This window comes from Neobacillus sp. NPDC097160, from assembly GCF_044762155.1.
In the GTDB taxonomy this organism is placed as follows: Bacteria; Bacillota; Bacilli; order Bacillales; family Cytobacillaceae; genus Neobacillus.
The window spans coordinates 121628-144794 of the sequence record NZ_JBIWDU010000002.1; the positions used below are offsets into that span (position 1 = coordinate 121628).

The 23167-nt window shown below is 40.4% G+C and carries 26 protein-coding genes; 5 read left to right on the forward strand and 21 right to left on the reverse strand.

Annotated features, from left to right (window positions below; translation table 11 throughout):
* Nucleotides 1–49 precede the first annotated feature (49 nt).
* From ACIQXV_RS02515 to safA, 9 genes are all read right to left on the reverse strand, one after another.
* A complete protein-coding gene (locus ACIQXV_RS02515; protein WP_402955594.1) occupies nt 50–1816 on the reverse strand; it encodes an FTR1 family iron permease in 1767 nt (588 codons plus the stop codon).
* Between the two features lie 31 nt (nt 1817–1847).
* On the reverse strand, nt 1848–3140 hold the full coding sequence (efeB, locus tag ACIQXV_RS02520; RefSeq protein ID WP_402955597.1) for an iron uptake transporter deferrochelatase/peroxidase subunit: 1293 nt from the start codon (nt 3138–3140) through the stop codon (nt 1848–1850).
* On the reverse strand, nt 3141–3989 hold the full coding sequence (efeO, locus tag ACIQXV_RS02525; RefSeq protein ID WP_402955600.1) for an iron uptake system protein EfeO: 849 nt from the start codon (nt 3987–3989) through the stop codon (nt 3141–3143). It lies immediately after the preceding gene.
* 139 nt (nt 3990–4128) lie between these two features.
* Complete coding sequence (locus ACIQXV_RS02530; protein WP_402955603.1) at nt 4129–4761, reverse strand: response regulator transcription factor; 633 nt, start codon at nt 4759–4761, stop codon at nt 4129–4131.
* Nucleotides 4754–5803: a sensor histidine kinase gene (locus tag ACIQXV_RS02535; protein ID WP_402955606.1), complete on the reverse strand. Its 1050-nt coding sequence runs from the start codon at nt 5801–5803 to the stop codon at nt 4754–4756. The genes ACIQXV_RS02530 and ACIQXV_RS02535 overlap by 8 nt, the downstream gene beginning before the upstream one ends.
* Nucleotides 5800–6534, reverse strand: a complete 735-nt coding sequence (liaF, locus tag ACIQXV_RS02540; RefSeq protein ID WP_402955609.1) for a cell wall-active antibiotics response protein LiaF — start codon at nt 6532–6534, stop codon at nt 5800–5802. Before liaF ends, ACIQXV_RS02535 begins: the two co-directional genes overlap by 4 nt.
* An 83-nt stretch (nt 6535–6617) precedes the next feature.
* Complete coding sequence (locus tag ACIQXV_RS02545; protein WP_402955612.1) at nt 6618–7262, reverse strand: PspA/IM30 family protein; 645 nt, start codon at nt 7260–7262, stop codon at nt 6618–6620.
* Between the two features lie 23 nt (nt 7263–7285).
* A complete protein-coding gene (locus tag ACIQXV_RS02550) occupies nt 7286–7630 on the reverse strand; it encodes a lmo0954 family membrane protein (protein WP_402955614.1) in 345 nt (114 codons plus the stop codon).
* Between the two features lie 149 nt (nt 7631–7779).
* Nucleotides 7780–8391 (reverse strand): SafA/ExsA family spore coat assembly protein, encoded by a 612-nt coding sequence (gene safA, locus ACIQXV_RS02555; protein WP_402955617.1) that lies wholly within the window; start codon nt 8389–8391, stop codon nt 7780–7782.
* 109 nt (nt 8392–8500) lie between these two features.
* On the opposite strand from safA, the gene ACIQXV_RS02560 reads away from it, so the two are divergent.
* The 3 genes from ACIQXV_RS02560 to ACIQXV_RS02570 all read left to right on the forward strand — a co-directional run bounded on the left by ACIQXV_RS02560 (nt 8501) and on the right by ACIQXV_RS02570 (nt 10758).
* A complete protein-coding gene (locus tag ACIQXV_RS02560) occupies nt 8501–8875 on the forward strand; it encodes a DUF1360 domain-containing protein (RefSeq protein ID WP_402955620.1) in 375 nt (124 codons plus the stop codon).
* Nucleotides 8876–8957: 82 nt separating this feature from the next.
* Nucleotides 8958–9098 carry a hypothetical protein gene (locus ACIQXV_RS02565; RefSeq protein WP_402955623.1) on the forward strand — a complete coding sequence of 47 codons (141 nt, stop codon included), beginning with the start codon at nt 8958–8960 and terminating at the stop codon, nt 9096–9098.
* Between the two features lie 130 nt (nt 9099–9228).
* Nucleotides 9229–10758, forward strand: a complete 1530-nt coding sequence (locus ACIQXV_RS02570; protein WP_402955626.1) for an FAD-dependent oxidoreductase — start codon at nt 9229–9231, stop codon at nt 10756–10758.
* 186 nt (nt 10759–10944) lie between these two features.
* On the opposite strand, the gene ACIQXV_RS02575 is transcribed toward ACIQXV_RS02570, so the two are convergent.
* From ACIQXV_RS02575 to ACIQXV_RS02595, 5 genes are all read right to left on the reverse strand, one after another.
* On the reverse strand, nt 10945–11079 hold the full coding sequence (locus tag ACIQXV_RS02575; RefSeq protein ID WP_402956341.1) for a hypothetical protein: 135 nt from the start codon (nt 11077–11079) through the stop codon (nt 10945–10947).
* 56 nt (nt 11080–11135) lie between these two features.
* Nucleotides 11136–12599, reverse strand: a complete 1464-nt coding sequence (locus tag ACIQXV_RS02580) for an amidase family protein (RefSeq protein WP_402955629.1) — start codon at nt 12597–12599, stop codon at nt 11136–11138.
* 176 nt (nt 12600–12775) lie between these two features.
* Nucleotides 12776–13921, reverse strand: coding sequence for a DEAD/DEAH box helicase (locus ACIQXV_RS02585; protein WP_402955632.1), 1146 nt, complete (start codon nt 13919–13921; stop codon nt 12776–12778).
* 88 nt (nt 13922–14009) lie between these two features.
* Complete coding sequence (locus ACIQXV_RS02590; RefSeq protein ID WP_402955635.1) at nt 14010–14309, reverse strand: DUF5658 family protein; 300 nt, start codon at nt 14307–14309, stop codon at nt 14010–14012.
* A 377-nt stretch (nt 14310–14686) separates the two neighbouring features.
* Nucleotides 14687–14896: a heavy-metal-associated domain-containing protein gene (locus ACIQXV_RS02595; protein WP_402955638.1), complete on the reverse strand. Its 210-nt coding sequence runs from the start codon at nt 14894–14896 to the stop codon at nt 14687–14689.
* 61 nt (nt 14897–14957) lie between these two features.
* On the opposite strand from ACIQXV_RS02595, the gene ACIQXV_RS02600 reads away from it, so the two are divergent.
* On the forward strand, nt 14958–15662 hold the full coding sequence (locus ACIQXV_RS02600; protein WP_402955641.1) for a Crp/Fnr family transcriptional regulator: 705 nt from the start codon (nt 14958–14960) through the stop codon (nt 15660–15662).
* On the opposite strand, the gene ACIQXV_RS02605 is transcribed toward ACIQXV_RS02600, so the two are convergent.
* Nucleotides 15659–15910, reverse strand: a complete 252-nt coding sequence (locus tag ACIQXV_RS02605; RefSeq protein ID WP_402955644.1) for an amino acid decarboxylase — start codon at nt 15908–15910, stop codon at nt 15659–15661. The two genes, ACIQXV_RS02600 and ACIQXV_RS02605, sit on opposite strands and share 4 nt — an antisense overlap.
* 266 nt (nt 15911–16176) lie before the next feature.
* Between ACIQXV_RS02605 and ACIQXV_RS02610 the strand changes: the two genes are divergently transcribed.
* Nucleotides 16177–16530 (forward strand): hypothetical protein, encoded by a 354-nt coding sequence (locus ACIQXV_RS02610; RefSeq protein WP_402955647.1) that lies wholly within the window; start codon nt 16177–16179, stop codon nt 16528–16530.
* A gap of 90 nt (nt 16531–16620) precedes the next feature.
* On the opposite strand, the gene kynB is transcribed toward ACIQXV_RS02610, so the two are convergent.
* From kynB to ACIQXV_RS02640, 6 genes are all read right to left on the reverse strand, one after another.
* A complete protein-coding gene (gene kynB, locus ACIQXV_RS02615; RefSeq protein WP_402955650.1) occupies nt 16621–17241 on the reverse strand; it encodes an arylformamidase in 621 nt (206 codons plus the stop codon).
* A gap of 177 nt (nt 17242–17418) precedes the next feature.
* A complete protein-coding gene (locus tag ACIQXV_RS02620; RefSeq protein WP_402955653.1) occupies nt 17419–18384 on the reverse strand; it encodes an ABC transporter ATP-binding protein in 966 nt (321 codons plus the stop codon).
* Nucleotides 18381–19361, reverse strand: a complete 981-nt coding sequence (locus ACIQXV_RS02625; RefSeq protein WP_402955656.1) for an ABC transporter ATP-binding protein — start codon at nt 19359–19361, stop codon at nt 18381–18383. Before ACIQXV_RS02625 ends, ACIQXV_RS02620 begins: the two co-directional genes overlap by 4 nt.
* 9 nt (nt 19362–19370) lie before the next feature.
* Nucleotides 19371–20294 (reverse strand): oligopeptide ABC transporter permease, encoded by a 924-nt coding sequence (opp4C, locus tag ACIQXV_RS02630; protein WP_402955659.1) that lies wholly within the window; start codon nt 20292–20294, stop codon nt 19371–19373.
* 14 nt (nt 20295–20308) lie between these two features.
* Entirely contained in the window at nt 20309–21265 is a 957-nt protein-coding gene (locus ACIQXV_RS02635) for an ABC transporter permease (RefSeq protein WP_402955662.1), read from the reverse strand.
* Between the two features lie 58 nt (nt 21266–21323).
* Nucleotides 21324–23003, reverse strand: coding sequence for an ABC transporter substrate-binding protein (locus ACIQXV_RS02640; RefSeq protein WP_402956308.1), 1680 nt, complete (start codon nt 23001–23003; stop codon nt 21324–21326).
* Nucleotides 23004–23167: the final 164 nt, after the last annotated feature.

A 23167-nucleotide genomic window follows, 5' to 3' on the forward strand; every position in this document is an offset into this window, starting at 1 on the left:
AGTAGGAGATTTTTTTCTTCCCATAAAAAAAAGAGCTTTGGCAGCCCTTTTAAACATTTGTGGTAATGATTTGTTTACCCTCATTTTTTTTAACCAAGTACGTCATGAAAACAATTACCGCAAGTAATAACAGTTGCGTAATCGTTGTTTCCCATGTAGGATACAATCCGATCCAATCAATAAACGGTAAGTTTTCAACTGTCGAAGTTGGAAGCACATTAGAAATCTGCAAGGCATGAATGCTGATTCCAAGGATTTTAAAGGCCAAGAAGTAAATTAACAGGGTGGCCGCCCTAAAAAACAGACGGATTGGAATTTTTACACTGTACTTAATAATAAGAAAGCCCACTACAACTAAAATACCAACGGCCAGAAGGATTCCTGCAGTTAGCTGGGCCAAACTAATATATGGAGTAATACCGGTATAAAAAATAATCGTTTCTGCTCCTTCACGAAAGACAGACAGAAAACTTATGAAGCTGAAGGAAAGAAGGCTTCCCTTTGCAATTGCCTGCTGCATTTGCTGGTTAATGTATTTATTCCAGTTTCCGATACTCGATTTATTATGAAGCCATGCCCCTACTGTCAGCATCATGACAACCGCGACAACACCGGTTATCCCTTCAATATATTCCCTGCTTGAGGCGGCAACGATTTGTGAAAAAACGATGTTGATGATGACAGCCAGGACCGCACTGGCTAAAATCCCGGCAATGACTCCGGACCAAATCCACTTTTGCTTTGATGACTGCCCCATTTTTTTCAAAAAGGCAATTAACGTAACGACAATTAATAAGCCCTCTAAGCCTTCACGTAATAAAATCAGCGCCGCATCCCAGAAGGAATAATCGGTCTTACTTATTAAGGGTTTAATGCGTGTATTCAGTTCCTTCACGATATCAGAAGCCTTTTCGGCTTTTACTTTTTCAGAATTTAGGATACTAATAGCAGTAGGAATTTTCGTTTCAATATCACTATATAGCTTGCTATCTCTGGTAGAAACATCCCCTTCCACCATCGGCCAAATAGTAAGGAGTTCATTTAATTGGCTGCTGGCTCCTTGATAATCTTTTTCAGAGATTTGCTTTTCTGCTTGAGTTAATAGGTTCGATACATCTGTCAGCGAATAATTTCCTTCAAGCTCTGTCGAAACTTTCCCCGCTAAAAAGTTTTCTACCTCTACTGTTAATTGCTCTGCGTTTTGCTTCGCCTTTACCAAATCGGCGGGCTCCTGGGTAATCGCTATTCGGATGAGTGCCGTGTATTTTTCAATATTCCCGTATGCGGCAATGCTCTCATCATGGACCATTTTTTCTGATGCAGTCCATCCATTCATTAGTTGTTGGTATTGGCCTTTTAAACTAGCAGTATCTTCTTTTTCAATCGACGCCTTCAGATTGTTAATGAGCGGGAGTAACTGTTTTACCTGTTCTTTAGCTTTTTCCTTATCTTGAGGATTTTGTTCCTCCTCATACAGAACGACTGCACTTGAAAGGGACGAAAGGCTTTTTGAAAGTTCCTCTTTTTCTACTTTCCCTGCTGCTAGTAGTCTTTGAACCACTTTCAGTTCATGATCCACTTTTTTCGCCTGTTTGCTGCCTGCTTTCTTTATACTTTTCCATTCATTCGCAAACTGCTCTATGTTTTTCTGAACGACAGCCTGTTCGCCATCCTTGACCTTCATTAAACTATCGCCAATCAGGACGAAAAGTTCATCATGATTTTCTGCTGCTTCCGCCGGTTGTATTGTTTGAAACAAAACTAAAAATGCAGCTAAAAATACTATTTGTTTAACTATCTTCGTTAATCGTGGCATCTATCTCTCTCCTCTGTAAAAAGGCAAACCATTAATTAAAAAGTGTCTCACCTATAAATCCACCCTGCTTTGCTCCAGGTAAGCAAGCAAAAATGGCGCTTCCCCTATGGGATGTATATTCATTTAATTTATCCATTTTGGCTAACCTATTTTGGATTGGGATAAATTGTTTACTTGGTGTGCGCTGGAAACAAAGGAATAGCAGGCCGGCATCAAAGCTCCCCGTTTTCATGTCCATTCCATCAGAGTAGGAGTAGGCCCGGCGCAGTATTTTTTCAGAACCGTTCCCATGTGATAACCGTGTATGTGAGTCAACAGGTATGCTGTATTCTCCTTGTTCATTTTTCTTCTGTAAATCTAATGTTTCAAATTCATCTTTTTGTCCTAATGGCGCGCCGCTGTCGCGATTCCTTCCAAATGTGTTTTCTTGTTCTCTTAAATTCGTCCTGTCCCAAACCTCAATATACATTTGAATCCGGCGGACAACGAGATAGCTGCCATTAACGAGCCAATTGGGGCCATCTCCCGGCTGCACCCATACAGTCTGGTTCATTTGTTTTTCACTGTTTACGTCCGGATTAGCAGTCCCATCCTTAAACCCAAAGAGATTCCTAGGCGTTTCATTTTTCGTATCTGACTGTTTGGTTCGCTGAAAGCCAGTTTGTGCCCATCGCAATGCTGCCTTACCTCTGGCAATTCGAATCAGGTTTCTTACTGCGTGGAATGCCACCTGCAAATCATCTGCGCATGCTTGGATACAAAGATCCCCGCCAGTCCATCGCTCTTCCAATGCATCAAGCGGAAATTTCGGTAAATCCACTAATTCTTTAGGTTGTTTCTGTTTTAAACCAAAGCGATCCTGATTGTCTTTTATAAAAAGACTTGGACCTACCCCAAAGGTAATCGTTAGGTTTGATGCGGATAAGCCTGCAGCCTCCCCGGTATCCTTCGGCGGCATAAATTCGTTCCCGGATAATTCCCCGACTGCCTCTCCCGCTGTCATTAGGGCTGCCGCCTTTGTCCACTCCTTAAATAGTTTTACCAAGTCTTCCTTTTTGGCTGTTGTCACATCTAAGGAGACAAAATAAACATGATTCTGAGTTTTCGTGGTGATTCCGCCTTGATGCATCCCATAAAAAGGCACGATTTCATTTGTATCTGTTGTCGCCGCATTCCCCTCTTTAAGCGAAAGGAAGCCACCCAGCCCTGATGCGCCGAGGATTACACCTACACCACCGACACCGGCAGTTTTAAGGATATCTCTTCTTGATATCTTTGTTCCATTAAGGACAGAATCATCTTGGGTGTTCGTTTTCTCTGTCAATTAAGACGCCTCCGTAACCATTCCTATTTGAGACAGCGGTTCTGCAAGCGCATCAATCGCTTGGCTTAGCTCTTTCACTTGTGCTTCTGTTAATTCTGTATAAAGCTTATAGCCATCACCACTTTTTTGCTGGTTCAATAAAAGATAGATCTCATCAAAACGTGTTTGAATTTCCTTTGACAGCTCATTATCTTTTTTCGTTAATTCCGGATTTAACAGCTGATATATTTTTTCCGCTCCCTCTACATTCGCGGCAAAATCATATAAATCAGTGTGTGAATAACGATCCTCTTCACCCGTCACTTTTGAAGTTGATACCTCATTTAAGAGGTCCACTGCCCCTGTGATCAATAAATCCGGTGTAACCTTAACCGTATCTACTTTGGCTCTTAGCAGGTTAACATCTTTCATCAACTGATCGGCATATTGTTCATATCCCTTTGTTGTGTTTTCCTCCCATAATCCTTTTTCAATTCGGTGATATCCGCCCCACTCTGCCTCTGGGACATCTCCCGCGCGGGCATCGATTTTCGGATCAAGATCGCCAAACACCTCTGCAATCGGTTCTGCGCGCTCATAGTGCATCCGTGCCGGTCCATATAGAGCTTTTGCTTTATCGATTTCACCATTTTTTACAGCCGTGGTAAATGCTTCAGTTGCCTTTACAAATTCTTCAATTTCGCCAATAGCATACTCTCGGTAAGCTTTGGTTATCTCATCAAGAGCGTTTGAAGCTGTATTCTTTGCTTCTTTCACCTTTTCTGTTGATGCTGTTTTATCCGTATTTGCACATCCAAATAATAGACTGCTAGATAACAATAAAATCCCAGATACTTTTAATAGCTTCATATGTAATTAGTTCCCCCAATAAGGTTAATAATGATAATCATTTTCATTACCTATAATAACAGCAATTGAGAATATTTTTCAATTACTTTTTTAAAAATACAAAAAAAAAGACTCTCCAAATATCGGAAAGTCTCCATCCTTACTTTATTAATGAATGCTTAAAGGCATAGATCACTGCTTGGGTACGGTCTTGGACGCTTAGCTTGCTTAATATATTGCTTACATGGGTTTTGACGGTTTTCAAGGCGATGTATAAATCATCGGCAATATCCTGATTGGTTTTGCCCTCGGCCATTAAGAGTAAGATTTCCAGTTCACGGCTTGTTAAATCCTCATGTGGCAGATGTGTATTCTTTTGGCGCATTTTCACCATCATTTTTCCGGTTACTTCCGGTTCCAGGACGGATTGCCCATGGTATGTAGCGCGGACAGCATTGGCGATTTCACCTGCTTTAGAGGTCTTCAGCATATAGCTTGTGGCCCCGGCTTCAAGCGCTGGATATACCTTTTCATCGTCCAAGAAGCTTGTTACGATAATGACCTTTGCTTCAGGCCATTGTTCAATTATTTGCCTTGTTGCTTCAATCCCGTCCATTTCCTTCATCACTAAGTCCATAAGAATGATATCTGGGCGAAGCTCAAGTGCGAGTTCCACACCTTTTTTTCCATCAGCTGCCTCACCTACAACTTCAATGTCAGGCTGCGCCGATAAATAGGAGGATACACCAATCCTCACCATCTCATGGTCATCAACAAATACGACTCTAATCATGGGCACCATCTCCATTTATCATCACTGGAACTTTTACCTCCAGCCTTGTTCCCTTATCTTTAACACTAATCACTTTTAATGTCCCGCCTACTTCAACGGCTCGTTCATGCATATTTTGCATCCCATAGGAACCCGCTTTCATTTCGTTTACTTCAAAACCGATTCCGTCATCGACAATCCTTAAGATGACAAGATCATCTCGTTTGACCATTAGAACCTCGAGTTTACTTGCTTTCGAATGCCTTAAGGTGTTCGATACAGACTCTTGGAGGATGCGAAAAAGGTGATCTTCTACCCCTTTGTCTAATGGAAAAGCTTCCACCTTCCATTTAATGTCCATTGTTACCTTTTGAGATAATTCGATTAAAAGCTCTTCAATTCCTTCTTGGAGTGTTTTATTTTTTAAGGCAACTGGTCGTAAGTGTAAAAGGAGTGCCCGCATTTCGAGTTGTGATTGGTGGATCATCTCTTCGACCAGCTTTAGCTGCTTTGCTTCCCGGTCCGTTTCTGACTGGAGTTTTGTTTCATTGATCGCTGACATCATCATCGATGCAGCAAATAATTGCTGACTCACAGAATCATGCAGTTCCCGGGCAAGACGGTTTCGTTCCTGCTCAATTATTTGCTGGATTCTTTCTTCCGTATCTTCTACCTTTTCGGTTGCTAACCGTTGTGAAAGCTTTGCCTGTTCCGACATTTGTTTGCCGATTTTCTCGATTCGTTCGGCAATCATTTGCATTTCCGTGACGGACGGCTTCTCTTTTACTTCCAATTGTCTGCCTTCCTCCAATTGGTGCAACGCATGTTCAATAGAGAGAAACTGCTTTCGCCAAAAAAATCCTTGCCCTCCGCCTAAAAGAATCCCTATCGCAATGCTAAAGGCAGGCACAAAAATAACAATCGGAATGTCCATGAAATGCCTGCTCCATAATTCTGACCAATCGTTTATTGGGAATACAAAAATAAAAACGGCACCGACAATGATGGCAATGAGAAAGGAAAAGCCGACGCTCCAGACAATTTGACGCCCAGTCGTACTCATATCCGGCTCACCTCTAAATTCCCCACAACGAGCGAAGTGAAAATTTTCACTTTTTGCTCGGACTGATCAAAGCCGGGTGTTTTTAGCTGGAACACTTGATTGAAAATCTTGGATTCGTGGCTGCCGAAAATCGTTGTCGAACCGATCACACAAGAATGATGGATACTTACATCAATTTCATATGGGACAAGGATCTGGACATTGCCAATGATATTTCGGATAAAAATAACTGTTTCCCCTTTTGGCAGCATCGTATAACTGAGATCAATGATGGTATCACCGACCCCGGTCTGAATGTTTACGTCCTTCCATTCATAAACGCCAACAGGAGTTTTTTGCTGTCCTAAAAAGATATTTCCAAACAACGGCTCCGATTTAATCAATGTTTCTTCTTGCTGTGCCGGTTCTGGTTTGATGAAATCAGGAGAGATCCTTTTAGGCTGCTTTTTAGCTGTTAAGAACTGAATGAAAAAGTGCAGTAAAATAGCTAACAATAAAAACTTGAAGGTCATCATATTGACGATGCTAAGGACAAAGAAAATAATCCCGCCGATAAAAAGGATTTTTCCAAGCTTTTTACCTGCCCTTTTCCGCCCTAGATAAATCATTCCACCAGAAATAAAAAGAGAGAATATAAGCCCTCTGTTGAAAAATAATATCTCAAGGAGCAGTATGACAATACCGATGATGGCTAGCCATCCAACATAATCATTTTTTGTATTTTTAAACATTGGCCACCCTCCCTTTTTATTTTTTCTTTTGCCAAAAAGGCGTACAACCTACGCCTTTTTAGCCTATCATATCATATTTGTTATTAAATGGACTTGCTTTCTTCCAATTTCATATCTTTTTCTAATTGGACAATCTTTGAATCAATCGTATTGCGGTAAAAAGAGCTGTTCACTTGGTGCTCTAAGCGGTCCAGGTAGTTTTCAATATCCTTAAATTTTGAGTAGGATTTATCTGAGTAAGTATTGGAATCAAGCACTTGATTGATACGAAGGTTGGCACGAGTGACATTTTCCCGGCCCATTAATTCCATCCTTCTTAGGTTCATATCCTTAAGTTTGTGCTTCATTTCTTCATATTTTTTTTCTAAATCCCCTAGCTGCAGCTTTGTTTGTTCAAGTGATGCACTTAAACGGCTGACACGGTCTGTATATTGCTGATGCTCTGCTGCAGCGAATTGATAAAGCTCCGTTTCCCCTGCTTTAGAAGCGACCTCTGCTTGATACTTTCTTTTTTCGGCTAATTCAACCGCCTGATGGTACTCTCTTGTAAATTCATCCTTCAATGTATATTGACGTTCCAAAAGCTTTCTTACCTTCTCAGTCTCTTGCTCACATTGGCGAAGGTATTGATTAAGTAAAGCTATTGGATTTTGCTTTTCCTTTTGATCAAGAGCCTCGTGTATATCAGCTGTAATTGAGTTTTTAATTCTTGTAAATAAGTTTGTCATTGTTATTCTCTCCTTTTATATTACTAATTTTTTAATTCATTCCATTGTTTTTCAAAATTGACGAACGGATCAGATTCTTGGTTGATTTTAGTGTGCTTGTTCTCGTTCCATTTTTTATAAACGAGGTAAAGCACATAGGCTGCTGCAACGCCAATGATGGCTGGTGCGTTATGGATAGAGGCCATAAGGACGATGAAACCGATGACCCCAAGACCAATTTTTCCACCTGTAGATTCAGCTTTTAAAAATTGCTTAAATATGAAATACAGGAGCACTAGGCTAACAAGTAACCCCACCATTGGACCAATTGTTGAAAGCAGGATGACAGCTGCAATCCCTCCAGCTACCAGTAAACCAAATTTTTTCATTTTGTTTTCACTCCTTTCTTTTCTTGTTTTCATCTTACCTTTTTTCGCTAATTTCCATAATTGCGCCTGAGCTTGATTTTTATATCAGTCTCAAGACGTAGAAAGGGTCAGCCCATTAAGCACCATGCTTAAAAGACTGACCCTTGACTTTATTTTGATATAAACATCTGTACCCAATAATACCGATAGGACCCACCCGTGGCATAACCAACTCCAATACGGGTGTTCGAGCTTAAAATATTGGCTCGATGACCGGAACTATTCATCCATGACTGAACAACTGCCTGTGGTGTGGTTTGCCCGGCTGCTATATTTTCAGCTGCTGAACGGTAGGAAATACCAAAGTTCTTAATCATGTCAAATGGACTGCCATAGGTTGGGCTCGTATGTGAAAAATAATTTTTATCCCTCATGTCCGTTGCCTTATATCGGGCCACCCTTGAAAGCTCCCAATCTGCAACAAATGGCTTCAGTCCATTTTTCGCCCGCTCCTGATTGGTCAGCGAAATGACCTGGCTTTCAATCGATTTAACACCGCCTAAATCAGGAATGTTTACCTTTTGACCGGGATAAATCATGTTAGGATTTTTGAATTGCGGATTTGCTTGAATAATCTCGGTGATCCCAACCTGATACCTGACGGCAATTTTCCAAAGTGAGTCCCCTGGCTGAACAGTATAAATTTGTTGGGCAAAAGACACGCTTGGAATACAGAAAAGAGATAGTAAGAACAGAAAACTAAACCAAAAAGATTTTTTCATTTTTTTCGCCTCCTCCGAATATATAATTTTGATTTCAAGCTCAAAATATACAAGGAAGAATAAATAATATTTCGGCTGTACATTGGCAGAGGTTTCGGAGGCTCAAAATGTGAGAGATATTTCTTGGATGACCTATATCATGTTAATTTTAGCAAGCTATCGTTTAACCCATTTAATTGTTTTTGATAAAATTACCGAGTTTATTCGTAAACCTTTTGTGAAAAAGGTAAAGATTGAAACGGAAGATGGTGTAGAAACAAAGGAAGTTCCAACATCAATGTTTGGGTATCTATTGAAATGTTATTGGTGTGCCGGTGTGTGGAGCGCCATTTTATTGGGCGGAGCGTATTTGCTTTTTCCAAGAGTAACATTTGTGTTCATATTGATTTTCTCGATTGCCGGCGGCCAGTCCATTATTGAAACGTTTGTCGGCGTCAATATTAAGAAAGTCGATTACTATTCAGAACTTAAGAAAAAAGACTAGATAATTGGCAAAATGAGTCCCCCTAATGCATATACCTTTAGAAAGCTTAATTAATCGGTAAGCTTGAAAAGGGGGATGAATAATGACTCTTTTGTGGACGATGACGCTCGGTTTTCTTATTTGTCTTGGTGGTTTCGCCTGGGTAATTTTTCATTTCATAAGAGAGGCGCTTGATTCGGAGGATGCAGTACGGATTGATAAAATAAACACCGATCATGAATAGATTAGCCAAAACCCTGAAAAAACAGGGTTTTTTTGTTACGCCGGAAATTAATATTTTTCCTCCATGACATTTATTTTTCATTTTGGGAAAAATTAAACAGGAGATTATTTTAAAAGCTGGAGGCGTACATATGAGTTCATCCGAAAAAATCCACCAATTTCCAAAAACGTATTGGCGTGAAATTGATTTACCGACTTTTGAGGAATTAAACGAGGATATATCAGTTGATGTGGCGATTGTTGGAGCCGGAATAACTGGTATTACAGCGGCCTATTTTCTGTCCAAGGAAGGACTAAAGGTAGCAATTTTAGAAGCAGGTGGTGTCTTAAATGGGACAACTGGACATACAACTGCAAAATTAACTGCCCAGCACGGCATTATTTATGATGAATATATTAATCATTTTGGAAGAGAAAAGGCCAAGCTTTATTTTGATTCCCATATAAATGCCATACAATTCGTTGAAAGTAAAGTGAAGGAGGATGGAATTGACTGTGACTTCAGCAAGGAAGATGCCTACATTTATGCAACATCCGAAGAATACGCAGGTAAGCTAAAAACAGAATGGGAAGCATATAAAAGTCTTGAAATTGACGGAGGCTTAAAAGATACGATTCCATTTAATATTCCGGCAAAAGCCGCCCTTGTGATGCGCAATCAAGCACAGTATCATCCGCTTAAATTTCTAAAATCACTTTTAGATGATGCCGTTAAAGCGGGCTGTTCTGTTTATGAACATACTGTCGCTTCCGACATTGAGGACGATGATAATGAACCAAAAGTAGTAACCAAGTCTGGCCATAGGGTAACATGCAGGCATGTGATTATTGCATCTCATTTCCCATTTTATGATAAACCTGGTCTATATTTTGCAAGAATGTATGCGGATAGATCCTACGCAATCGGAATAAAAACGGATAAAGACTACCCTGGCGGCATCTATATTAGCGGCGACAGTCCAACCCGTTCGATTCGCACGACACCATATAATGGAGAAAAGTTACTGATTATCGGCGGCGAAAATCATAAAACTGGACAGGGAATCGACACGTTGAAGCATTATGAAGCACTGCAAGCATTTGCAGACGAAGTCTTTGGATTGAAAGAATACCACTACCGCTGGTCTGCACAGGATATGGTCACATTGGACAAAGTTCCCTATATCGGCCATTATACTGAAGGCCGTAAGAACGTTTTAATTGCCACCGGTTATAAAAAATGGGGCATGACAACAGGTATTCTTGCCGGACACTTGTTAACCGATTATGTGATGGACCGGGACAACCCCTACATGGAGCTCTATTCACCATCACGATTCCAGGCCGATCCCGCCTTAAAAAGTGTCATCACCACCAATGCAGATGTTGCTAAGCATCTGCTTAAGGGCAAGCTTGAATATACAGATAAGACTCCTGATGATTTACAAGACGGCGAAGGTTCTGTCGTCGTGTATAACGGAAAAAGAGCAGGAGCCTATAAGGACGAGAATGGTAAAGTGTATGTCGTCGACACCACCTGCACCCATTTAGGCTGCGAATGTGAATGGAATCGCGCTGAAAAGTCATGGGATTGCCCGTGCCATGGTTCACGGTATTCCTATTCTGGTGATGTGATTGAGGGGCCGACAAAAAAAGCTTTGGAATTACTTAAAGAAGAGTAGTGCTGTGGCTTGATTTTGAAGATATGAACAAATTTTTAGCGATATGAACAAATTTCTGGCGATATGAACAAATTTTTCGATGATATGAACAAAATAATCGAAGAAATAAACAATTTTCTATAATTATGAACAACTCCCTTTCTTTTATAAAAAAACGCCTCCTAACTCTACAGGAGGCGTTTCCGTTTATTTACTATTAGGACGGTTTCGTTTTATATCTTCCCCAGGTGTAAATTCAACCAACTCGGAGCTCTCCCTCATCGGCTTTTTCGCGTTGTTGTTACGTTGGGCATTGGCGTTGCCTAGTTTCGTTCTTCCCACACATACCATCTCCTTTTTGAGAAATTCATTGATAGTATGGATATAAAGGAGCTAACTTATTCTAGGACAGGCGCTTTACGGAAGCCTGTCATTTGTTCAAAAGCATACGCTACTTGAATTAAAAGCGGTTCACTAAATGCGGTTCCAGCAAAGGTTATCCCAACCGGCTCACCATGAGACGTAAAGCCAGCCGGAACAGCAATTGTTGGATAGCCTGCTTTAGCGCTGATATGTGAGCCTTCATCGCTTGGAAAAACAATGGCATCCAAATCATATGTTTCTAAAGCAAAATCAATTCCTTGCTGCGTCGAATGGTAAAGGTCGAATTCCAATGCATTGATATAGGCAGCTTCTGTTAACGAACCACTCGTCTTTTCCGATTCCAGCAGCACGGCCTGACCATACTTGAGCATTTTTTCTTCATTCCTTTTATTAAACTCAATCAGATCCGCCAAAGTTCTCACTGGGATTGACGGGTGAAGGCTGCCCAAATATGAATTTAAGTCCGGCTTAAATTCATAGGTTAAAACATCATACTTCCACTCGGCTTTATTAGAAGGGATTTCAATATTCTCAATGACTTCTGCCCCTGACAATTTCAGCGATTCTAATGCTGCCGCTACAACCATTTGCTTTTCCTTACTTAAGAGCTCCATAAATCCTTCAGAGGCGATTCCGATTCTTTTCCCCTTAAGTCCATCCTTAAAAAGAAATTCAGTAAAGTCGAAATCCATGAACGGGTTTGTTTTGGTAATGAAATCTTGCTCATCTTTTCCACACAAAGCAGTTAACAGGATGGCAGCATCTTCAACCGTTCTAGCCATCGGACCTGCTGTATCCTGTGTATGGGCAATGGGGATAATTCCTCTGCGGCTAATAAGACCAACTGTAGGCTTAATTCCCACTAATGAATTTTGGCATGAAGGATTTAAAATAGAGCCCGATGTTTCGGTTCCGACTGCAGCTGCCGCAAAATTGGCGGCAATCGCTGCCCCTGAACCTGAACTAGAGCCGCCGACATCAAATTTCCCCGGTCCGTAGGGATTCAAAACTTGGCCGCCTCGGGAGCTATAGCCGCTTTTCATCCCGATTGCCATGAAGTTTGCCCACTCTGTCATATTTGTTTTTCCAAGAATAACGGCACCAGCTATTCGCAATTGCTCTGCCACAAACGAGTCATTGAGAGCGATTGAATCCTTTAATGCAAATGAACCAGCACTTGTATGCATTTTGTCATGGGTGTCAATATTATCTTTTATTAAAATTGGGATTCCATGCAGCCTGCTGCGTGGGCCTGTTTCTCTCCGTTCCGCATCAAGAGCTTCCGCTATTTGAAGAGCATCAGGGTTTACTTCAAGGATTGAGTGCAATTCTTTATCGAAACGTGAAATTCTATGTAAATACATTAAAACCAGTTCTTTAGATGAAAGCCGGCCGTTCTCCATTTTTTCTTGAATTTCGCTGATTGTTACTTCCTCAAGCCATTCTTCGAGACATTTTTTTAATTTAGAATTTTCCATCGTCATCTCCCCCGTTTCTCTTTTACAATTCAAGATAAAGGCGGGAATTCCTTTTTCTTTTGTTGGTTTCGCAAATAAACTGGCGGGTTTCGCAAATAAACAACGAGGTTTCGCAAATAAACTCCCAATTTCCGCAAATAATGCAAAAAAAGCAGTGGGAGGGGTCCCAGCTGCTTTTATTTTCTCAGTTTTTGGTTTCTTTGTTCTTCTGCAACAATTTGCCCCTGATAAAAAACCCTTTTATGGAGCGGGACATCCAACTCCCGGCAATAGCGTTTAAGTTCACGTTCTTCGCGTTCGGTAACCAGTGAAATAATCGTACCATTTGCGCCCATTCTTCCTGTTCTTCCCGCTCTGTGCACATATTGTGAAATATCCTTTGGAGAGTCAATCTGAACAACATGGGTAACCCCTTGAATATCAAGGCCGCGGGCCGCAATATCGGTAGCAATCAGCATTTTCATTTTTCCATCGCGGAAAGCCTTTAAAGCGGCCTGACGCTCTAGCTTTTTCATGTCACTATGCAGGACCCCGATTGATAATTCTTTAAAAAGCAATTTTTCTTTAAAAACTTGGATTTCTCCAATGTCATTAATAAACGCAAGAGATTTACTTTGATCAATTCGGGTAATTTTTTCAATCAGCTTAATTTTATCTCGTGGCTCACATGAAAAATAAATATGATCTACTTTCCCCGATGAAGCCATTTCATCTTTTTCAATTCTTACTACTTCGGGTTCGTTTATCATTTCTTTTGCCAGCTTTTCTGTCGCTTGTTTCATCGTTGCCGAAAATAATACGACTTGACGGTCGCTCATCGTCGATTTAACAATATGTTGCACCGTGTGCAAATGCTCTGGAATCAGAAGCTGGTCACCCTCATCGAGGACAACCATTTTCACTTCGTGCATTTTTACCTTTTTCTGTTTAATTAGTTCGAGCAAGCGGCCAGGTGTCGCAAAAATGACATGTGGGCGTTTTTTTAATTTTTCCAGCTGCCGCTTTAAGTTTGCTCCGCCAATAATCGAAGTGCCTCTCACTCCGCTTCCTTCCGACCATTTTTGAAATTCTTGATAGACCTGCATAACCAGCTCTTGTGAAGAGGCGAGCACTACAGCTTGTAGGGATGGTACATTCGCATCAATTTTACTTAATAGTGGTAGTAAGTATGCAAGTGTCTTTCCGGTACCAGTCGGTGATTCGGCGATGACATCTTTTCCTTCCAAAATCATTGGAATAGCTGCTTCTTGAATCGAAGTCGGTTGTTGAAAACCGGATTTTTCCCACGACTCTTGTAAAAATGGTTTTAAATTATTTAACATGTTGTACTCCTTATATCCTTTTTCTTATTATTTGTTTTAAGATATCGTATTGATACTATCGTAATAACCTTTGGGTGTCTAGTTGGGATCATGTTGAAGTATTGAAGTAGAGGATAATCCAAACCATATGATAGACAAGAACAGTGAGGTAAAGAACACAGGTCGAGACGATGAGGGTTCTGATCCATCCTTTCAAGGGCCGAAGGTAAAACAAACCAAGCAACAGAAGGGGCAGGAAGATTTTTATCATATAAAAATAGGACCAGCTTTTTTCAATGATATGCTTCATTATCGGATTCCCTTCTTCAACAAAACCTGAAGAGATTCCAAAATGAGTCAACACAGCATCCAGTGCACCTGCAAATAGCAGGAATAAACAGAGTTTCATAATTCCTCCTTACAAATTTTTTCACATAATCAGTGTTTCATTAAATTTATACGCTCATACATTCTTAATTAAGAACTCCTAAAGAACAATTAAGGCTGCTTGTGATTGGCAGCCTCTAAAAACTTCTTCAATTTACATACCTGCCGCTATCCGGCCGGGCAGATTCACCAAAACGATCTTTTACCATTTCTTTTATTTCATCCGCCGACCTAGGCATCCCCGTTTCAATCAGTACAATTTGATTATTATTTGACTGGAAGGAAAAATTATTACTGTCGCAAATATTATCATACCATAAATATGAATTATAACGAACCATAACGTTCTTAATAAAGTCAATTTTTATAAAAAAAACGGCTCCATATAAGGAGCACTTGTTAATCAAATGTTCGTAATGTCAGTTTATAAAGTTTTCGATTAATTTCCTCCGATTGAATGATGTCTTCATTAAAATTAATTCGAATTTTGCCGCTTCCGGATAGTATCTTTACTTTTTCTATCCCGTTGGTTCTTTGTATCTGTCTTTTAATTTTCCCGATACAGCCGCTGCAGGCCACATCATTCAATGCTAATTCGATCATACTCATTTGAACCAAACTCCTTTCAAGCTAAAATGATTTTTCTACAAAAGGATAGGAGTGGTGGAATATGGGCTGTGAACATTGTTGCACTCATCAATCATCATGTATCACATCAGTTCCAGTATTTAAAGGGATGAAAGAGGAGGACCTTCAACTATTACAAAAGGTAACAAGGAGTCGCCACTTTTTAAAAGGGGAATTTATTTTTCGAGAAGGCGAGCGCTCCGAAACGCTATTTGTTGTGAATGAAGGTCTGATTAAATTAACTAAAACGTCAGCTGAAGGAAAGGAGCAAATTGTCCGTTTGCTGTTTCCGGGGGATTTCTTCGGGTTAATTTCGTTATTGAAAAATGAAAAACACTATGTAAATGCGGAAGTTATTGGGGGCCCTACAGTAATTTGTTATATCGAGAAACAGGATTTTCTGAGGACGATGGAGAAAAATGCGGATTTATCATACCGCTTTTTACTGGCAGTTAATGACCGTCTGTATGAGGCGGATGAGTCAGTGGGATTTTTGAGTTTAATGGAGGTCGAACAGAGGCTTGCAAGGGCTTTAGTTCTTTTTCATGAAAAAATGAATGCAGCCAGCGGGGCCTTTACATTACCAATATCGAAGAAGGATTTAGCCAGCTATATCGGAACAACTCCAGAATCGGTAAGTAGAAAGCTGTTAGCGTTCATGTCGCAAAAATTGATTGCCACGGATCGACGCAGACAAATACAAATTCTAGAGTTGGGCCGACTTAAACAAATGGCTGAAATGGATTAAAACTCACCTAATTTTACAGCCATAAGTCTGAAATGCATAGAGTCAATTTCATTGACAATCACGTTCATACCAAAAGATTGCAATGTAGCGATTAACGGCTCCCCGCGATGTGGCAAATGAATTTCAAAAATAGTTCCTATTGGTGCCGCTTTAATAAAATTTAATATTTCTCTTCGAGGATGCTCCCCCTTCGCAACTCGTTCCCGGACATCCATAACCGCTTTTTTATCGATAATTTCAAACATCATTTCCGCTCCCCTTTGGTTATCGTTTATAGTTTATGCTTTAGTTTATCACCCTTTTTAACTATTGAAATTGATATAAATCAATATTGAATCTTAGGGAAAAACTGCAAAAAGCGGCTTGAAGCATTGGGGATACTGGATTGGGATGAATATTTGATTATCTATAATTTCGAAAGGTTTGTGAACATTGCTGGCAATTCGATAAACCATGATGTGAATGATGATAGAATGAACAACAACAAGATAACAATATAACGGAGTTGAAAACGATGTTTAGCAAGATTTCTCTTATCGCTTCGCTGTTGTTTTTTCTATTTGGTTCGAATATTTTTGCCGATTCACATCTAGAAGAATCAGCTCCTATTAACGGTACTGTGCTCACAGATTCATTTCATAGTAAGACAGCTTTTACAGTTGCAACCGTCACAAATAATAAAGCAAATACGGAAGTCTCAGCCACTGATGCCTCCAAAAATGAGACGGAAAAAGCAGCTTTGCTTACGGAAAAGGCAAAAACTGTTGAGCCCTCATTTAAAGACTACATTGTTCCAGTATCTGTTGGACTCGTATTCATCATCGGCTTCGGAAGCTACTGGATCATTTTCAGACGAAAACACATATAAAAGTTTGCTAATTCTTGGTGCCAATTTTGGTGCCTGACACCCTTATTACTACGTAAGTAGTAATAAGGGTGTCAGGCACCTTTTTTCACTTTACCATTGTCTTAATATAGCTCGGACGGGGCTGCCGTCTCCTTCGACTAGTGGCAGCGGGAGGGCGATTAGTTCGTATTCACCCGGTTCGATTGCATCTAGCATTAGTGACTCTAGTATGTGGATCCCGTTTTCATTCAAACTGTGATGGGCCGGCAGTTCCTTGCTGTCAATCGGGTCCACGGAGGGAACATCTAATCCGATTAGCTTAACTCCCTTCCTGGCTAAATACGGAGCAAGGTCTGGTTCAATATGTGGGATTTTCTCAGGGAATACGCTTGGATTTATCCATGAAAGCGTTCGAAATAACACCCTTTTACAGCCATCAAGGTCAATGCCGTTCAAATCCCTAGCACCAATGCTTTCCTTTCCAATCATATCGATGACTCTCGCCGGGCCAATGTAAAGTTCAAGGTCCAGATCAATAATCCTTTTTCCGTTGTTATCAAAATGAAAAGGGGCGTCCACATGTGTTCCTGTGTGCGTACTTAATGCGAGCCTCCCCACATTTACAGATTCACTTTCCTCCATTGGCCACGAAACCTCATATTGAAAAGCGGTATCTCCCGGCCAAACCGGCATCCCGTTTTCCATCTTCCGTGAAACATCGAAAATCCTCATCCTAATCCACTCCTATCCTTCATTTTCCATTTACCCCCATTATTTCATATTGTCCCAGTTCCTTAATACTATTTTTATGAAATTCTAAAAAAAAACGCCAATTTCTTTTGAATGGGCTGCGTAATATAGGAAAAAAGAGGCAATACAGATCGTATCACCTCCTTTTCCTAATTAAATTTATACATAATGACAGGCTACAAAATGACCGCCGCCCGTGTCCCGATAATCCGGAGCTTTTTCCCCGCAAAGGTCTGTCGCCATTGGACACCTTGTCCGGAACTTACAGCCTGAAGGTGGATTAATGGGACTTGGAATATCCCCTTTTAAGATAATTCGTTCTCTCTTAGCCGTTGGATCTGGAATCGGAATGGCTGAAAGCAGGGCCTTAGTATATGGATGAAGCGGATGATCGAATAGCTCTTCCTTAGGGGCTAATTCGACAATATTTCCTAAATACATAATCGCAATTTTCGTACATAGATGTTCCACCACACTTAAATCATGCGAAATAAATAGATATGATAAGCCATTTTCCCGCTGCAAGTCACTAAATAGATTAATAATTTGCGCTTGAATCGATACATCAAGGGCCGCAACAGGTTCATCCATCACAATAAACTCCGGATTTAACGCCATCGCCCGGGCAATCACGATCCGCTGGCGCTGGCCACCGGAAAATTCATGTGGATAGCGATCGATATGGAATGGGGATAGACCGCATTTTTCCATTACCTCCAATACACGCTCACGGACTTCCATTTTGGAGACAAGACCATGCTCAACCATCGCTTCTCCAATTGCGTCACCAACACGGAGTCTTGGATTTAACGAACTAAATGGATCCTGAAAAACCAGCTGTGTTTGGACACGGAGACTGCGCAACTCCCTTTTCGATAATGAAAAAACGTCCTTCCCCTTAAACTTCACTTCACCATCTGTCTTATCATGAAGGCGAAGGATTGTTTTACCAATGGTCGATTTGCCGCTGCCGGATTCACCAACGAGCCCAAACACTTCCCCTTTGGCAATCGAAAAACTAACTCCGTCAACGGCTTTCACTGAGTCGCCAAGTTTCTTAAACATTCCTTTAGAGGCAGAATAATATTTTTTTAGATTCTGAACTTCTAATAATGCTTCGTTCATTGATTTGCACCGTCCTCATATAGCCAACATGCTGCTTTTTGGCCTTTCATAATTTCAGTTAAAGCAGGCTGCTTCATTCGGCAAATATCCATTGCATGCTCACAACGATCCGCAAAATAACATGCCTCATGCAAATCTACTAAATTAGGAACCTGCCCGGCGATCGTATAGAGCCGATCTTTCCGTTCGCCAATTACTGGTTTAGCCTTCAACAACCCTTTTGTATACGGATGCTGCGGATTCTTAAAAAGTTCAAGAACCGGCCCTTCCTCGACTACTTTTCCGGCATACATGACAACCACATAATCAGCCATTTCAGCTACGACGCCAAGGTCGTGGGTAATCAACAATATAGAAGTATTAAACTCCTTTTTTATCTCGCGTAACAGATCTAAAATTTGTGCCTGAATGGTTACGTCAAGCGCTGTCGTTGGTTCATCAGCAATAATGAGCTTCGGATTACAGCTGAGTGCGATAGCAATCATAATCCGCTGCAGCATCCCACCGCTTAATTCATGGGGAAAGAGATTGACAATTTTTTCAGCATTCGGAATTCCAAGCATGGTAATCAGTTCCATTGCCTTTTTATAGGCATCCTTTTTGCTTAGTAATAAATGCTCCTGTATTGGCTCAATCATTTGTTCCCCGATGGTAAATACCGGATTTAAGGAGGTCATTGGCTCCTGAAAGATCATACCAATTTCATTTCCCCTTAGACGGCGTATATCCTTTTTATTCAGCTCCAGCAGGTTTTTCCCGGCAAAATTGATTTGCCCGCCTTCCACCTTGCCGTTTTCCGGAATTAACTGCATTAATGATAATGCGGTAATACTTTTCCCACAGCCTGACTCGCCAACAATACAAACCGTTTCCCCTTCATGGATTGCAAAGCTGACGTCATTTACTGCCTTAACGACACCGCTTTCCGTGTAAAAATTTGTTTGCAGGTGATTTACTTGGAGCAGCATCTCATTCATACAATATCCCTACCTTCTCATTTTCGGATCAAGTGCGTCCCTCAATCCGTCTCCTAGTAAATTGATGGAAACGACTGTTAGAAAAATAGCTGTTCCCGGTGGAATCCAAAGCCATGGCCGTTTCCTAAAATCCATGAAGTTATTGGCCGCATCCATCATATTCCCCCATGAAGGTGTTGGCGGAACCACGCCAAGCCCAAGAAAACTAAGTGCCGACTCACTCAAAATCGAGCCTGCCACATTTAAAGTCGCCACAACCAAGAGAAGCGGGACCGTGTTTGGAATGAGATGATGTAAGATTTTACGGCGGTCACTTAAACCAAGTACTTCAGTTGCCTGCATAAAAGGCTGTTCTTTCAATGATAAAATCTGTCCTCTTACCAAACGGGCAAGGCCTGGCCAGCCAACGAAACTAAGCATTATCATAATAATATAAAGACGATATTCAGCCGGAACCTTCCATTCTGATAATATAGCGGCAAGTATCAAGAGAAGCGGTAAGCCGGGAATAGACATAAGAATATCAGCTACACGCATGATGACCATATCGACAACACCACGATAAAACCCGGAGATTGCCCCTAACAAGGAGCCAATAAGTACCGATAAGAACATCGCGGCAAGTCCGATGGTTAGCGAAATTTGACCCGCCATCATTAATCTTGTTAGAACATCCCGCCCATAATTATCTGTGCCTAGCCAATGTGCAGCACTCGGTGGCTGGTTCATATCTGCTACATTCGTTCTGTCGAGAATGTACGGAGAAAAGTGCGGGCCGATAAAACTAAGCAAAAACATAAATAGTAGAAAGAACAAGCTAATCATAGCTAATTTATTCTTTTTCAACCGACGATAGGTTTGCTTCCATAATGAAGGTGATTTTACAACCATCACTGTCTTTTGTTTCGTAACAATGGGATTTTGTGTTTCCACACGAATTCCCTCCCTTATTTCAATCTAATTCTTGGATCTACAGCAGCGTAGGTTACATCCGCTAAAAAGTTCCCAATAATGGTTAAACACGATAAAAACATCGTAAAAGCCATCAATACAGGGTAATCCCGAAAACTAACAGATTCCAGCTGAATTCTGCCGACACCAGGCCAATTGAAGATTTGTTCCATAATAATCGCTCCGGAAAAGAGACCCGGCAATTCAAAGGCTAGCAGCGTGATCGCTGGGAGAATCGCATTTTTTAATGCATGTTTAAAAATAACAACACGTTCCTTCAAGCCTTTCGCTCGCGCTGTTCGAATATAGTCCTGGCGAATAACCTCCAGCATCCCTGTTCGAAAATAACGTGTTAACGATCCAATGCTAAGCAGGGTTAAGATGATCACCGGCAGAATCATATGCTTGCCTACTTCAAGAAGATAGGCAAGCCCCGTACTATTACTTCCCGTATCAATCATTCCGCCAATCGGTAATATTTGCAGGTCGACACCGAACCATTTAATAAACAGCAAACTGATAAAAAAGGACGGGAAGGACATAGCTGCAAACACAAAAAAAGTTACAAAACCATCAAACCAAGAATATTGCTTAATGGCGGAAAATACTCCCGTAACTAAAGCAATGGACCAAGTTAAAATTAGAGCGAAGATGGCCACAAAAAAGGAATTCCAAACATACTTATTTAACAGCGATAGAACCTTTTCCTGATGTTTTAGTGAATAACCAAAATCACCGTGTAAAGCATTTCCCAGCCATGTAAAGTACCGATGTAACACTGGCTGATCTAACCCATAAAGTGCTTTTAATTCTTGAGCTCTTTGTGGGGTTAAATTGATATTAGAATCAATGTAGTCACCGGGCAGCATCGCAAACAAGAAGAAAATGATAAAGGATGTCCCGAATAAAATAACAATCATTTGTAAAAATCGCTGTAATACATATTGTTTCATGTATTCTCCCCCTTCACAGAACAAAGTGCCCAGCTTAATCCGCTAGGCACTTTATCGGTTACTTTTTAATCGAGATATTCGGCAAGCTAGCACTTATGCCTGTATAGTTATCAGGATTTAAGCCTTGAATTTGACCACTAATTGCTCTTGCACTTTGACGGTAGTGAATTAGAATCACTGGTGGGTTATCATTTAATTCTTTGTAAAGATCGTGATAAATACCTTTACGTTTTTCAATATCCAATGTATTTAATCCCTTTTGGATTAACTCGTCTACTTTTGGATTTGAATAGGCAGCAGCGTTGTTCGGATTATTTGTCGCAAATTCTTCTACCGGATCACTTGGATCTAAAATTTGTGAAGTTGACACTGCGGCAAGGTCATAATCCTTGTCGTTTAATTTTGCAACTAATGCATTAAAATCCATAATTTCAGGTTCAAATTTAATGCCAATATCTCCATAGTTTTCTTTTGCTATTGGAATAATTGGATCTTCCGCTGTTCTCGTTAGGTAACGAATCACGAATGGCTTGCCATCTTTTTCACGGATACCATCTTTGCCGACCTTCCAACCAGCTTTATCAAGTAATTCCTTTGCTTTTTCAGCATTAAATTCATACTTGTTAATTCCTTCATCATCATATGCCCACGAAACTTTAGAAACTGGAACGTTAGCAACCTCACCATAACCTTTAAATTTCACATCAACAATCTTTTGGCGATCCAATCCATAAATAAGGGCTTGTCTTACTTCTTTATCCTTAAATTGTGGACGTGAATTGTTTACATAAATAAAACCAAAGTCATTTACCGGGCCAACTTGGATATTAGCAAATCCTAAGCTTTTTAATTGTTCCACTGTATCATCATCAGCAGAGAAACCTGCATAATCAAGTTCGCCTGTTTCAAACAATTGCAGGGATGTTGAAGTATCAATAACTTTAAAGATTAAATTTTTCGTTTTTGGCTTGCCAGCGTAATAATTTTCATTTGCCACATAACGGACTTCTTGACCAGGAACATATTTTTCAAACTTGTATGGTCCTGCACCAAGTGGTTTTGGATAAAGGTCTTTTAAATAGTCGAGTTTACCATATTGATAGTCTTTACCATAATAGGCTTTAGATAATACTTGTCCGCCCAAGATAAGCAAGGACTTCGCATTCACTTTTTCAGTCGTAATTTCAATTGTTTCTTTATCGATTACCTTAATTCCTTCAATCGATTGTGCCTTACCTTCTTTATACTCTTTCCCGCCTTTGATTGCAGCAAGAGAAATATCCTGGTATCCGGCATATGCTGGATCATGTAATAGCGTTAATGTAAATGCAACATCATCCGCTGTCAGCGGTGAACCATCACTGAATTTCAAACCTTTTCTTAAGTGGAAAGTGTATGTAAGCTGGTCATCAGAAACATCCCACTTTTCGGCGAGAATTCCTACTGGCTTTCCTTCTTTATCTAGATTCACTAATGGAGCAAACATTGGGTCTGTTACGTTTCCATCCCAGCCATTTTCATAGAAATATGGTAAGAAAACTCCACCTGGAGCGGAAATTCCTGCAATGAACAGATCTTTTCTTGCTTTTGCTTTTTCCGGTAGTGCTGCAAGGTTTGTTGCTTTATATTCTTTTACTTCAGTGCTCTTTACGCTAGCACTTTCAGCATTTCCTTTCTTTTCCGGTGCTGATGACTCTTTTTGACTTGAACTATCTAAAGCACAAGCGGAAAGAATCATAGAAAGGATAATCACACTAAATAAACCTTTCAAACTCTTTTTCACCTTATTCACCCCTGTTTACTTGGTTTTTGTTTTTTATAAAAACCAATCATCATTGTGGTATTAGCACAAAACCGACAAATCCGATTGGTTTTATATCACAATAAAAGATTACTAATTCT